This is a genomic window from Hoeflea sp. EC-HK425, assembly GCF_902498795.1.
GTDB lineage: Bacteria > Pseudomonadota > Alphaproteobacteria > Rhizobiales > Rhizobiaceae > Hoeflea > Hoeflea alexandrii.
This window is the reverse complement of record NZ_LR701556.1, coordinates 1-13,048: the sequence shown is the minus strand read 5'-3', so window position 1 is coordinate 13,048 and position 13,048 is coordinate 1. Positions and strand designations below refer to the sequence as shown.

At 61.4% G+C, this 13,048-nt stretch carries 12 protein-coding genes; all 12 read right to left on the bottom strand.

Annotated features, from left to right (window positions below):
- Positions 1–2: 2 nt before the first annotated feature.
- Positions 3–1,061, bottom strand: coding sequence for an ACR3 family arsenite efflux transporter (arsB, locus tag SPHINGO391_RS01430; protein ID WP_152007239.1), 1,059 nt, complete (start codon positions 1,059–1,061; stop codon positions 3–5).
- Positions 1,061–1,588 (bottom strand): arsenate reductase ArsC, encoded by a 528-nt coding sequence (locus SPHINGO391_RS01425; RefSeq protein ID WP_023515949.1) that lies wholly within the window; start codon positions 1,586–1,588, stop codon positions 1,061–1,063. The genes arsB and SPHINGO391_RS01425 overlap by 1 nt, the downstream gene beginning before the upstream one ends.
- A gap of 15 nt (positions 1,589–1,603) precedes the next feature.
- On the bottom strand, positions 1,604–2,044 hold the full coding sequence (gene arsN2 / locus SPHINGO391_RS01420; protein WP_023515950.1) for an arsenic resistance N-acetyltransferase ArsN2: 441 nt from the start codon (positions 2,042–2,044) through the stop codon (positions 1,604–1,606).
- On the bottom strand, positions 2,041–2,394 hold the full coding sequence (locus SPHINGO391_RS01415; RefSeq protein WP_023515951.1) for a metalloregulator ArsR/SmtB family transcription factor: 354 nt from the start codon (positions 2,392–2,394) through the stop codon (positions 2,041–2,043). The genes arsN2 and SPHINGO391_RS01415 overlap by 4 nt, the downstream gene beginning before the upstream one ends.
- A gap of 92 nt (positions 2,395–2,486) precedes the next feature.
- Positions 2,487–3,482 carry a tyrosine-type recombinase/integrase gene (locus SPHINGO391_RS01410; protein ID WP_023515952.1) on the bottom strand — a complete coding sequence of 332 codons (996 nt, stop codon included), beginning with the start codon at positions 3,480–3,482 and terminating at the stop codon, positions 2,487–2,489.
- A complete protein-coding gene (locus SPHINGO391_RS01405; RefSeq protein ID WP_023515953.1) occupies positions 3,479–4,399 on the bottom strand; it encodes a tyrosine-type recombinase/integrase in 921 nt (306 codons plus the stop codon). The genes SPHINGO391_RS01410 and SPHINGO391_RS01405 overlap by 4 nt, the downstream gene beginning before the upstream one ends.
- A complete protein-coding gene (locus SPHINGO391_RS25315; protein ID WP_152007238.1) occupies positions 4,396–4,671 on the bottom strand; it encodes a tyrosine-type recombinase/integrase in 276 nt (91 codons plus the stop codon). The genes SPHINGO391_RS01405 and SPHINGO391_RS25315 overlap by 4 nt, the downstream gene beginning before the upstream one ends.
- A 52-nt stretch (positions 4,672–4,723) precedes the next feature.
- A complete protein-coding gene (gene istB / locus SPHINGO391_RS01395) occupies positions 4,724–5,617 on the bottom strand; it encodes an IS21-like element helper ATPase IstB (RefSeq protein WP_024270374.1) in 894 nt (297 codons plus the stop codon).
- A complete protein-coding gene (gene istA / locus SPHINGO391_RS01390; RefSeq protein WP_081870567.1) occupies positions 5,614–7,077 on the bottom strand; it encodes an IS21 family transposase in 1,464 nt (487 codons plus the stop codon). Before istA ends, istB begins: the two co-directional genes overlap by 4 nt.
- A 199-nt stretch (positions 7,078–7,276) precedes the next feature.
- Complete coding sequence (locus tag SPHINGO391_RS01385; protein WP_152007237.1) at positions 7,277–8,260, bottom strand: tyrosine-type recombinase/integrase; 984 nt, start codon at positions 8,258–8,260, stop codon at positions 7,277–7,279.
- A 63-nt stretch (positions 8,261–8,323) separates the two neighbouring features.
- The gene (locus tag SPHINGO391_RS01380; RefSeq protein WP_152007236.1) at positions 8,324–11,617 is read right to left on the bottom strand and encodes an error-prone DNA polymerase; all 3,294 of its coding nucleotides are present in this window, start codon (positions 11,615–11,617) and stop codon (positions 8,324–8,326) included.
- Positions 11,614–13,048 (bottom strand): DNA polymerase Y family protein (locus tag SPHINGO391_RS01375; RefSeq protein ID WP_244615075.1); only part of this gene is annotated, 1,435 nt, incomplete at its 5' end. The genes SPHINGO391_RS01380 and SPHINGO391_RS01375, both read right to left, overlap by 4 nt.

The window sequence follows — 13,048 nt, the reverse complement described above, 5'->3', positions numbered from 1 at the left end:
GGTCAGTGCCTTTCGGTAACGGTGGTTCGGGAAACGGCGGGGGCAGCCTCGTACCAATCCTTCGAGCGGTTCACGATCCACACGACCGACAGCATCACCGGCACCTCGATGAGCACGCCGACGACGGTGGCAAGTGCTGCGCCGGACTGGAAGCCAAACAGGCTGATGGCGGCCGCGACCGCGAGTTCGAAGAAATTGCTGGCGCCGATCAGGGCCGAGGGGCCGGCAACGCAATGCCGTTCGCCGGTCATCCGGTTCAGGAGATAGGCGAGCCCGGAGTTGAAATAGACCTGGATCAGGATCGGGATGGCGAGCAAGCCGATGACGGCGGGTTGGGCGATGATCTGCTCGCCTTGGAAGGCGAAAAGCAGGATGAGGGTTGCAAGAAGTGCCACCAGCGAGACCGGCTGCAACTTCGCGAGCATGTGATCGAGCGCCCGCGTCGTTCCGTCAGCCGTTAGTCGGCGGCGGATGACCTGCGCGATGATGACGGGTACGACGATGTAGAGGGCAACCGACAGGACAAGCGTATCCCACGGCACGGTGATGGCGGAAAGGCCGAGAAGCAGGCCGACGATCGGCGCGAAGGCGACGACCATGATCGCGTCGTTCAGCGCGACCTGCGACAAGGTGAACAGCGGTTCGCCGCGTGTCAGGTTGCTCCAGACGAAGACCATGGCCGTGCAGGGGGCAGCGGCGAGGATGATCAGTCCGGCGATGTAGGAGTCGATCTGATCGGCAGGCAGATAGGGGCGGAACAGCCAGCCGATGAACAGCCAGCCGAGCAGCGCCATGGAAAACGGCTTGACCGCCCAGTTGATGATCAGGGTCACGCCGATACCGCGCCAGAAGGTTCCGACCTGCGCCAGAGACCGGAAATCGATCTTCAGTAGCATGGGGATGATCATCAGCCAGATCAGGATGGCGACGGGAATGTTCACCCTGGCGATCTCGGCCGCGCCGATGATCTGGAAGAGGCCGGGCATGAAATGACCAAGGGCCACGCCGACGATGATGCAAAGGAAGACCCAGATGGTCAGATAGCGTTCGAAGGTGGACATCAGGCCGACTTTCCTTCGGGCTTTGTCGATCCCTCCATCGCGCCGATCTGACGGAGCCTGGTCTCGAGCGCCATGCGATCGATGGATTCCAGCGGGAGATTGATGAAGGCCGTAATGCGGTTCTTGAGGAAGCGGGCGGCCTGGGCGAAGGCACGCTGGATCTCGACTTCCGATCCGATGACGGCTGCCGGGTCCTCGACGCCCCAATGGGCGGTCATCGGATGGCCGATCCAGACGGGGCACGCCTCGCCGGCGGCGCTATCGCACACGGTAAAGATGAAGTCCATCTGCGGCGCGTCCTGCTCCGCGAAGACATCCCAGCTCTTCGACGAGAAGCCCGTCGACGGATAGCCGAGCGCTTCCAATTCTGTCAGGGCGTGTGGATTGACTTCGCCCTTCGGCTGGCTGCCCGCGGAGAAGGCTCTGAACCGCCCGCCGCCCTCCTTGTTGAGGATGGATTCGGCGAGAATAGAACGAGCGGAATTGCCCGTGCAGAGGAACAGCACGTTGTAGGTCTTGTCGGTCATGGTAGGGGTCCGTGGTTAGGTCGGCGGCTTGGTGAGCCTCATAATGGTTGCCGATGATGGGCAGATGGAGGAAAGCTGGCGCGTCGCCAGCACTGCTGCGGGCACGCTGCTCCGCTGGACTTCAGAAAATCCGATGCGCGCGAAGAACGGTGCTGCGCTGGTCGTCGCGAGGAAGACGTCGCCTGCGCCGCCGAGGCCCGCCAATGTCTCGTTGGTCAAGGCGGAGCCCAGACTTTGGCCACGATGATCGGGAAGCACGACGAGCGAGCGGAGAAGGTAATCGTCACCGCAGCGCTCAACGCCGGAGAAACCGATAACCCGGCCATCCGCTGACAGCGCCTTGAAGAAGGTCCGGCCGCCGTCCTCGATGTCGTCGATGGGCAGATGGGCGTCGGTCAACGCCGCCTTGAGATCGGTGTCGTTGCCTTTGATCTGCTCCAGCTTGATCGTGCTCATGACATCGTCGCCTCCGGGCTGCAGCAGGGCGCCAACTCGGCGATCAGCGGGGCGCACAGCTCCGTTGATCCGCCGCAGCAATCCTTCAGCAGGAACAGCGTCAACTCGCGCAGGCCGTTAAGGTCGGCGCGGTAAATGATCGACCGGCTCTGCCGCTCGCTCGTGACCAGTCCCGCCCGCGACAGCGTCGCGAGATGCGCCGACATCGTGTTCTGCGGCACGTCGATGAGACGGGCCAGTTCGCCGGCCGGGATGCCATCGGGCTCGTGCCGAACGAGAAGCCGGAAAGTCTCAAGCCGCGTGGTCTGGGCCAAGGCGCCGAGCGCCGCTATCGCTGTATTATTATCCATATATCCAGAATATAGGATATGTTGCTGATGTCAATCCGGCTGGTGATGGATGATGCCGCGGCTCAAGCTACGACATCATTGGGACCAGATGGTCAGAGCTGGTCGAGGAACGACAGTAGCGCGTCACCCGCCTTAAATCGGCGGTAAGCTGTTCCCTCAAAAGGCTGAACTTTTGCGAGCGCCGCTTCCTTGATGGCCAGATGGGCATGAAGATATGGCTGGGTCGATCGCGTAGACTCGTGTCCAAGCCACAACGATATCACCGTCGTATCAACACCGGCCCCCAACAGTTCCATGGCAGCGCTATGTCGAAGAACGTGCGGAGAAATTCGCTTGGCTCGTAGCGAAGGGCACCGTTCGGCTGCTTTCGCCACATATTTTGCCAGCAGGTATTGTACAGCATCAGCACTCATCCGCGCGCCGTGGACCGTCGGGAAGAGCACATTGCTATTGCGTTTTTGTGGCTCCTCCATCCATCCTTTGAGCGTGCCGTTCAACAGCTTGGTGATCGGCGTGACGCGCTCCTTACGCCCCTTCCCGAAACATCGGATTTGGCTCGCGGTCCCCAACGTGACCGCATCACGATCCAGACCTACAAGCTCGGAAAGACGAAGCCCGGTCTGCACTGCGGTCAGCAGCAGGGCGTGATCGCGGCGGCCGACCCACGAATGTCGATCGGGGGCCGACAAGATGGCTTCGATCTCGCCACGGTCCAGGAACTGAACCTCTCGTTTAGTCCCGATCTTGCCCGGTATCGCGAGAACACGTTGAATTTGGTGACTGTAGGCAGGCTCCTCGAACGCCAGAAAACGGAAGAATGCCCTGATCGCGGTTAGCCTGAGATTATGCGTAGCAGGGCTTGCCTTGCGCTCGACGTCCAGATCATCGAGGAAGGCGATCACCAGCTCCGCGTCAAAGGCTTCAAGCTGGAGGGACGACGGGCGACAACCGGTCCGGCGATGGGTAAACTTCAGGAACAGCTTGAAGGTATCGCGATAGGACGCGATCGTGTGCGGGCTCACATTGCGCTGGCGCATGAGGCGCTGGGTGAAGAAGCGCTCGATCAAACGGGGAAGCACATTGGTCATTCCGGTGCCTCCCAACTTGCTTCGAGCCGCAGCTTCGCTTGGTCCAGCAGTTTCGGATGTGCCGATAGATACCAGTAGGTGTCTCGAATGTGGGTGTGACCAAGAAAGGTCGACAGCTCGGGGAGCCGTCGCTCGATATCCTCGCCTCGTTCGTACCAGCTGAGCAGAGTGCGAACAGCGAAGGTGTGACGCAAGTCATGGATTCTTGGTCCGCGCGAGACTCCAGGCTTCCGCAAGCCCGCCTGATACGTCCATACGATGAAGGAATAGTGCGGGTTTGCATGGTTCAAGCGGCAGCCATTCTCTCCTGTGAAAAAGAAGTCGCCGGCGCGCCTTGCCAAGCAGACATCTCGCTCCGCGGCGTAGCGAGCGAGTGCCTGGGTGGTGCTGTGATGGAGAGGAACGATGCGGCTCTTTCCGAACTTCGTTTGTCGGATTGTCAAAACCCCGGCCGTGAGATCAGCGTCGTCTCGTTGCAGCCCGGCAGCTTCCGAGAAACGAACGCCTGTGGAGGCAAGCAGGCCAAAGAAACACTGATAGGTTCGCCCGCGCAGACTGTTCGGATGCAAGGCGGGCATTGTCGCCAGGAGGTCGGATATCTGCTCGTCCGAATAGATGTGCGGTCGCCGCCGGCGCTGAGGCGGAAATATCCCGGATGGCGGAATCTCGGTTCGAGGCTCCACGACAGCGACATGCCGAGCGAAAGACCGAAGCGTCGATAGGCGTGATGACCAGGTCGGCGCCCCGCATTGGTGCCCTGCCCATTCAACCGCGAGCTTGGAAGTGATGTATCGCTCGCCGCGCGACCGGGCGTATTCCACGAAATTGCGAAGCCGACGTTCCTGGTTCTGGAGCTTATATCCGAGGGATCGACGTAACGTCAGATATTGATCGAGGGCGTCCTTCAGGTCGGTCATTGCGCTGCTCCTCCCCACGGCCGAGAAAGAGAACGGAGTGTCTCTATGTCGAGCTTGGCATAAATCCTCGTGGTGTCGGGCTCCCTGTGACGCAGAAGCTGGCCAATCTCTGCCAGCGTCGCGCCGGATCGGATCGCCGTGGTCGCAAGGCTGTGCCTGAACACATGAGCATGATGCGATCGCAGTCCGGATACGCCCGCGCGCTCCAAAGCCCTTCGTGCAATAAGGATAACAGGTGTGGATGATCGAAATGGCGTGCGTGGCGTCTCCACCCTATAGCGCGACGATCAGGATGAGACGCGGGCGACAATCTGGATGAGATTCTTATGTCGCGGTCGAGATCAAGCTATCATGCTGATTGTCGCTGGCAAGCTCTTCTGCGTTTTCTGATTGCCGCTCCGCGACAAACTGCGCCGAGTTCCTGATTGTCGCGAAGGACGCGGGTCGGCCCCGTTGGCGCTTTTCCTCAAGCGCGGTTCTGCGCCTGTAGCTTTCGACATTCATCTCGAAGATCGTGGCATGGTGTACGAGCCGGTCGACTGCTGCGAGCGTCATGGCAGGATCGGGGAAGACCCGGTTCCACTCTCCAAAAGGCTGGTTCGCGGTGATCAGGATCGATCTGTGCTCGTATCGTGCCGAGATCAGCTCGAAGAGCACGCTCGTTTCGGCTTGGTCCTTGGTGACGTAGGCGAGATCATCGAGGATGAGCAGGTCGAACTTGTCGAGTTTAGCGATAGCGGATTCGAGCTGCAGTTCCCGGCGGGCAACTTGTAGCTTCTGTACCAGATCAGTGGTTCGCGTGAACAGCACGCGCCATCCGTTCTCGATCAGTGCGAGGCCGATGGCAGCGGCGAGATGGCTCTTTCCGCCGCCGGGTGGACCGAACATGAGGATATTGGCTCCTTTGGCGAGCCAACTGTCGCCGGCGGTTATCGCCATGACCTGTGCCTTCGAGATCATGGGCACGGCGTCGAAAGCGAAGCTATCGAGCGTCTTTCCGGGCGGCAAATGCGCTTCGGCGAGATGCCTTTCAATCCTGCGATGGGCACGCTCGGCCAGTTCGTGCTCGGCAATCGCAGAGAGGAAGCGAGCTGCTGGCCATCCTTCCCGGTCTGCCTGTTCAGCAAATTGCGGCCACAGCGTCTTGATCGTCGGCAGCCGAAGCTCGTTGAGCATGATGCCGAGCCGTGCTTCATCGATGACATGGGCGGTCTTCATGCTGCTTCTCCCGTCCCGATCAAGGCCTCGTAGCCGTTGAGCGATGCGAGTTGCACATGAACTATCGGTAGCCTGGCTGGGTCCGGGCCGAAGAGCGCTCGCATGGAAGCCAGATCAGGTAGGTCGCCGGCATCGAGTATTCTGGCCAATTCTTCTGCAAGTTCGCGCTCGCAGCCGCGGTCATGCGCCAGCGCCAGAAGCTCGACGGTGATCTTGCAAGCCTGCTTGTCGGGAAGATGCTCGATGAGGGCCTCGAACGCTCTGCGGTATTCCTGGCGCGGGAAGAGCTTGTCGCGATAAACGAGACCACGGAGCGCCATCGGCTTTTTGCGCAGGGAATGGATGACGTGGTGATAGTTGACGACCTGGTCGTGCCTCCCATCGGCATGACCACGCCCCCTGCGCAGCGTCATCAGGTGCGTACCCCCGACAAAGACATCCAGCCGATCGTCGAACAAGCGCACCCGCAACCTGTGTCCGATGAGGCGGGACGGCACGGTGTAGAAGACCTTGCGCAAGGTAAAGCCGCCGGTGCGTGACACCGTCACGACGATCTCTTCGAAGTCCGTGGTGCGGCGCTCGGGTAGCGCTTGCAAATGGGACCGCTCGGCATCGATCCGCTTGCCATGGGCGGCATTGCGCCGGCTGACGATCTCGTCGATGAAGGCCCGGTAAGAGCCGAGATCATCGAAGTCCCTGGTGCCGCGCATCAGCAGGGCATCACGAACGGCATTCTTGAGATGGCCATGAGAACTTTCGATCGAGCCGTTCTCATGCGCGACACCCTTGTTATTGCGTGTGGGCGTCATGCGATAATGGGAGCAAAGCTCCTCGTAGCGGTGTGTGAGATCGACCTTGGCATCGGCATCGAGATTGCGGAAGGCGGCCGACAGGCTGTCGCTGCGGTGATAAAGCGGCGCGCCGCCCACAGACCACAGGGCATTCTGAAGACCTTCGGCCAGTGCAACGAAGCTCTCACCGCCGAGAATGACGTGGGCATGCTCGAACCCGGACCAGACCAGCCGGAAGTGGTAAAATAAATGATCAAGTGGCTGGCCGGCGATTGTGATGCCGAGGCTGCTCATGTCGGTAAAATCCGACAGACCCAGCCGACCTGGCTCGTGCGCCTGGCGGAAGATCACTTCCTGTGCTTCACCATGAACAGCACGCCATGATCGGATGCGTCGCTCGAGCGTGCGGCGGATGCCTTCAGGCAATTCCGGATGTCGTCGCAGTATCTCGTTGTAAACGGCGACGGCGCGGATACCAGGTGCTGCCTTGAGGAGCGGGACAACTTCCGTATCGAATATCGGTTCAAGCGGATCAGGGCGACGACGCCCACGTGGCGCTTTGCTCTGAGATGGAAGCCGCGTCTCTTTATCGAGACGGTAGGCCGTAGCCCGGCTGATCGACGCCTTTGCGGCAGCGACCTCTACGGAATGCGTTTGTCGGTACTTCATGAATAATCTCGTCTGATGATCGGTTACATGGCGACCCGGCACAAACTGGTTCTCCAATCCAGAAAACCGAAAACGTACCGGACCGACCGCGATCATGAGACGTCGAAAATCTGCGCCGCGCCGGGGTATGACTATGGTCGGGCTACACCCTCCCTCCGTCACACCCCGGCGCGAGTCTCATCCTGATTGACGCTGAATCTCACCTTGATTGTCGCTGCGCATCCACCCGATGGAAGATTGTCCGCGAACCCGATTGCGGACGGCCTTGTAAGATATAGTCCGCGATCGCCGCACCAACCTCTTGCGGGAGGGGCATGGTCGCGATCCTCCCGCCCTTGCCCTTCACGCGAACCAGCCCTGCCCGCCAGTCAATGTCATCGAGTGATAGGGTCGCTGCCTCGCAGGCGCGCAGGCCTAGCCGGGCAAGCAGGAGCAGGACCGCAAAGTCGCGCCTGCCAGCAATCGTCGACCGGTCGCAGGTCTGCAAAACATGCTCCAATTGCATCGGCGTCATAAATGACGGAAGCGATGCCTGCCTCAAATTCCTTACCGACGGCACTGCGAGAGCCAGATCTTCTGTCGTTGTGCCTGAAGACCGGAGAAACCGAAGAAAGCCTCGCAGGCGCGAGCACATCACCTTTCCACTGGCGGCGCTGAGTTCGGCAAGGCGGTCGGAAAGATAACTGCGGACATCGTCATGCGTTAGGCGGGTGACGCCGGTATGCTCCACCCATACCGCATCGAGAAACTGCTGCGTGAACCAAAGATGAGATCTGATCGTTTGCTCGGCGTAGCCCCTCCGGCGAAGATCGGCAGCATAGTTGGCTGCGGCCTCCCGCCGAGGATCGTCATTGGCATGAGGCCGGAATACAGCCCCGATATCTAGAAGTTTGGCTCGCAAGCGTAGGAGCGCACGTCGCTCACCATTGCGCAAGGCGCCAGCAGCGCCCCGGCTCCCGATAAAATAGTCAATGTCTGCATACTCGATCTGCCGTGGGCTTCGCTCGGACCGATCGATGCTCCATCGCAGGAATGAGCTTATTATCTGAACCGTCGCGCGTATCGTTCTCACAGCATAGCCCTCGCCCGTCATCTCCTCGATCAACGAGATGACGCAAGCGCGATGCGGCCATGCCTCGATCGGTTGCCAGAACGCGGAAGTCTCTAAAGGGATTCCTGTCATGCCTGTCTCCGCTAAGTTGGGGGTAGCGGAGACTGCATATTATGCCGAGCTTACGATCCCGACCTACCGGAAATCTCGGGCTTTGGGGAATGCGTTCGGCATAGTCTCGGGCTCGGGATAAATTCCGTTATGCGGAATTCGGCATAAGGGCGTGAACATATCGCGCGGGCGCACGCCTTGCGCTTGCCGGACGCGCGGGTCCGGTCCACCGCCATGTGTGAATTCATCGCCGCGGCCAGAAGGAAGCCGGAAAGCAGTATCTCGCTCGGACAGGCTCGACAAATCGGCGGAGAGATCAAACACCTGCTGAGCGATGAGATGCACAACCTCGCCTTCGCGCTGAATGCGACCATTGATCGCCATCATCGATGAGCCGAGCACCACGCGCCGGCGGCGTTCGAAGAGCTTCGGCCAGACGACGACGTTCGCAGGGCCCGTTTCGTCCTCGATGGTGATGAACATCACCCCTTTCGCGCTGCCCGGCATTTGCCGGACGAGAACGAGGCCCGCTGTCATCAGCCAACGACCGTCACGAGCGGACATCGCCTCCTGGCAGGTGACGATGCTCCGCTCCGCGAGATCCCGGCGGAGGAAGGAAACGGGATGCTCGCGCAGGGTTAACCCGGCGTGGCTATAATCCTCGACGACGTTGTGCCCTTCCGACATCTGCCGCAGTTCGACATCTGGTTCCTGTTGCTCAGCAATGGCGCGTGCCTCGCGGTTGGCCGCGGCGGCGAACAGCGGGAGAGGTTCATCGCGCAGCGCCTTGATTGCCCAGAGCGCGTCACGCCGCTCAAGCTGGAGGGACGGAAGAAAGGCATCGGCTTCGGCCAGTTCCACAAGAGACGCCGCCGGTACACCGGAGCGGCGCCACATATCGTCGACACTCTCGAACGGTTGATCAGCGCGGGCGGCGACGATCGTCGCTGCATCGGCAGTAGCCAATCCGCGCACCATGCGCATGCCAAGACGAACGGCATGGCGATCGCCATCGCCGACCGGTTCCAATGTGCAGTCCCAGCGCGAATGGTTGACGCAGACAGGCCTCACCTCCACGCCATGCCGGCGACAATCGCCAACGATCTGGGCGGGCGCATAAAATCCCATCGGCTGGGAATTTAACAACGCCGCGCAGAAGGCGTCCGGATAGTGGCATTTCACGAAGCTGCTGGCATAGGCGACGAGCGCGAACGACGCCGCGTGCGATTCCGGGAAGCCGTAGGAGCCGAAGCCCTCAAGCTGGCTGAAGGTCTTCTCGGCGAATTCCGCGGAATAGCCGTTGGCGACCATCCCGTTGACGAGCTTGTCCTTGAAGCGGCTGACCCCGCCGGTGAATTTGAAGGTGGCCATACTCTTCCTGAGTTGGTCCGCCTCACCCCCGGTAAAGCCGGCACAGACCATCGCAACCCGCATCGCCGACTCCTGAAAGAGCGGCACCCCGAGCGTTTTGCTCAACACCGCCTCCAGTTCCGGCGTCGGATATTCCGGCTGTTCTTTACCCTCGCGCCGGCGCAGGTAGGGATGGACCATGTCGCCCTGGATCGGCCCGGGCCGGACAATTGCCACCTGAATGACCAGGTCATAAAACGTCCGCGGCTTCATCCGTGGCAGCATGGACATCTGCGCGCGGCTCTCGATCTGGAAGGTGCCGAGGGTATCGGCCCGCCGGATCATCTCGTAGGTCTTCGGGTCCTCCGGCTCAATCTTCGCGAGATCGAGATCGCGGCCCTTGTGCTCACGGATCAGGTCGAAGGCCTTGGACATGCAGGTCAGCATGCCGAGCGCCAGCACATCGACCTTCATCATCTTCAACGCCTCGACGTCATCCTTATCCCATTCAATGATACGTCGGTCTTGCATGGCAGCGGGCTCGATCGGCACGAGGTCATCCAGTCGATCATGCGTCAACACAAAGCCGCCAGGGTGCTGACCGAGATGCCGCGGCGCACCCATCAGCTGCTGCGCGAGCTTCAGCGTCAGAACCAGGCGCCGATCTTGAGGATTGAGATTGAGTTCGCGAACGTTGCGATCGCTGACCTCCTCCGACCATGACCACATGCCAGACGAGAGCGCCTTGATCACGTCTTCCGGCAGGCCCAACGCCTTGCCCACGTCCCGGATCGCGCCCTTTGCGCGATACCGGGTCACGGTCGCGCAGAGCGCCGCCTTGTCATGCCCATAACTCTTGTAGATCCATTGGATGACCTCTTCGCGCCGGGCATGTTCAAAATCGACATCGATGTCTGGAGGCTCATCGCGCTCCCGAGAAACAAATCGCTCGAACAGCAGGTCATTGGTTTCCGGGTCGATCGAGGTGATGCCGAGAATATAGCAGACCGCGGAATTGGCGGCCGAGCCGCGCCCCTGGCAGAGAATGCCTTGCGAGCGGGCGTAGCGGACGATAGAAAACACCGTGAGAAAATAGGGCGCATATTGCATCGCCTTGATCAGGTCGAGTTCGTGCCGGACGATCTGCAGCGTCTTCGCCGGCAGTCCTTCCGGATACCGGTCCGGCACGCTTTCCCAGACATAATGCTCCAGCGACGCCTGCGCATCCTTGCCGGGAACAATTGCTTCCTCGGGATATTGGTAGGTCAGCTCCTCCAGCGAGAACCGACAACGCGCGACGATCTCCATCGTGCGCGCCAGCGCCTCACGATAGCGGGGAAAAAGTCGCTCCATTTCCTCCGGCGGTTTCAAATAGCGGTCCGCATGGCGCTCCCGCGAAAACCCGACGTCATCGATGGTGGAATGCGTCCTGATGCAGCTCACGACATCCTGCAGCTGGCGGCGGTCCGGATCGTGAAACAGCACGTCGTTCGTGACCACCGGGCGCACGTTGAAACGGGTGGCGAGGTTCGACAGATTGTGCAGCCGCAACTGGTCGCGCGGCCGGCGGCGCAGCGTGAGCGCCATATAGGCGCGGTCGCCAAAAATGTCCGCCATCTTGCGCAACTGCACGGCGCAAGTCTCGTCCGGCAGGTCCGGGACGAGCACGCCGATCAATCCCTCCGCATACTGGGCCACATCGGTGAGATGGAGGATGCAGGCCGCCTTGCCGCCCCGGCTTTTGCCGAGCGTGAGAAGGCGGGTCAGCCGCGAATAGGCGGCGCGGTCGGTCGGATAGACGAGGATCGACATCCCGCCCTGAAGATCGAGGCGACAGCCGACGACCAGGCGGAGTTTCGTTTCGCGCGCCGCCTCCAATGCCCGAACGATGCCGGCCAGTGAATTGCGGTCGACCACGCCCAGCGCCGAGATTCCGAGCGCCTTGGCCGTCGCAAACAGTTCGGCGGCCGACGAAGCACCGCGCAAAAACGAGAAATGCGTCGTGACCTGAAGCTCTGCGTAACTCATGCGAATATCCCGTGCATGAACCAGCGATGCGATCCGGTCGCCGGATCGACCCCGTCGCCGCTGCGATAGATCCAAAGACGCTCGCCGGCGTCATCCTCAACGACAAAATAGTCGCGCACCACCGCATACTCGGCATCGCGTGTCCACCATTCGCCGAAGATCCGCTCAGGCCCATCGGCACGCTTCACCCGCCGTCGCTTTCCCCGCCAGGTGATCGACACCGGAGGATGGTCCGGCATCAGCGCGATCACCTCGATCAGCTCCGGCCGGGCGAGGAGGCGAACCGGTCGCGGCCAGTGCTGTGTCCACGTCGCGCCGGCTGCGGCCGCCGCCGGATCGATCCGCCGCACGCTGCGTTCCGGAACATCGCTGGCGAACGGCGTCACGCGGTAGACCTTTTGGCCGCGATTCACAAAAACGTCGATCAGCGGCACGACGTCCGTCACCTGATCTTCGACCAGCGACGAGACTTTTTGAACCTCTTCCAGTGGCTCGCTCATGACCGCGACCAGCGTCAGCCGCTCGATGCCGAAGCCCGGCTCGATCTTCTCGGTGCGATCGCGGAACAGCTTGGTCAACCAGGCGACATCGCGCGATGGTTTGGCCGTGCCGGCGCGAATGGCTTGCCGCGTGCCATCGACCTTTTCAATAAGGAGGTCGGTGCGCCGGACGCCATGCCCACGACGCTGCAGCTCGCCGACGAGGTTCGTCACGAGACCGGCCACATACCGGTTGATCGTCTCGGCCGCACCGATCGGCTCGGCAAAAGCCTTGCTGACCTCGACGATTTCAGGCGTGCGGATCGGATCGATGGGCTCGGCCATGCGCTCATACATCTGATCGAGCCGGCGCCCGATCTCCGGACCGAAGCGAAGGGCGAGGGGGGCGCGGGCCGTCGCTGACAACTGGCCGATGGTCTGAAATCCAAGTGTCCTCAGATCGCCAACGACCTGGTCGGGGAGACGCAGCAGAGAAATGGGCAGACGATCGACAGCGCGCGCCGTTTCGCCCGCGGGCACGATGACGGTTTCGCGCGCAATCGCGCGGGCGCAGGCGTGCGCCGCGCCCCAGGTGTCGGCAATGGCGACGCGGGCGGTGAGAGATTTGGCGCGGAACCGGTTCGCGGTCGCGGTCAGCATGATCTGCTCGCCACCCTGTAGATGGTCGGCACCCTCCGTATCCATGACGATCCCGTCAGGAAGGTCCATGGCGACGATCGGAGAATATTGCGTCAGCGCCCAAAGCGTGATGCGTTCCAGTGCTGCGGCATCGGCCGCCGGATCGGCGTCGACGAGCATCAGGTCGCGGAAGAGCGCCTGGGCTTTTGCCGCCGGCATGCCGACCTTCACACCAACCTTCCGTGCCGCTGCATCTGCGGCCGCGACCCAGCGCCGGGAACCGCTCCGTGCGATGACGGCGATCGGCTGCTCA

Coding starts and splice junctions, on each gene's coding strand:
- istA (WP_081870567.1), bottom strand. CDS start 7,077: ATGAAGTACCGACAAACGCATTCCGTAGAGGTCGCTGCCGCAAAGGCG.
- SPHINGO391_RS01415 (WP_023515951.1), bottom strand. CDS start 2,394: ATGGATAATAATACAGCGATAGCGGCGCTCGGCGCCTTGGCCCAGACC.
- SPHINGO391_RS01410 (WP_023515952.1), bottom strand. CDS start 3,482: ATGACCAATGTGCTTCCCCGTTTGATCGAGCGCTTCTTCACCCAGCGC.
- arsN2 (WP_023515950.1), bottom strand. CDS start 2,044: ATGAGCACGATCAAGCTGGAGCAGATCAAAGGCAACGACACCGATCTC.
- SPHINGO391_RS01425 (WP_023515949.1), bottom strand. CDS start 1,588: ATGACCGACAAGACCTACAACGTGCTGTTCCTCTGCACGGGCAATTCC.
- arsB (WP_152007239.1), bottom strand. CDS start 1,061: ATGTCCACCTTCGAACGCTATCTGACCATCTGGGTCTTCCTTTGCATC.
- SPHINGO391_RS01405 (WP_023515953.1), bottom strand. CDS start 4,399: ATGACCGACCTGAAGGACGCCCTCGATCAATATCTGACGTTACGTCGA.
- SPHINGO391_RS01380 (WP_152007236.1), bottom strand. CDS start 11,617: ATGAGTTACGCAGAGCTTCAGGTCACGACGCATTTCTCGTTTTTGCGC.
- SPHINGO391_RS01385 (WP_152007237.1), bottom strand. CDS start 8,260: ATGACAGGAATCCCTTTAGAGACTTCCGCGTTCTGGCAACCGATCGAG.
- istB (WP_024270374.1), bottom strand. CDS start 5,617: ATGAAGACCGCCCATGTCATCGATGAAGCACGGCTCGGCATCATGCTC.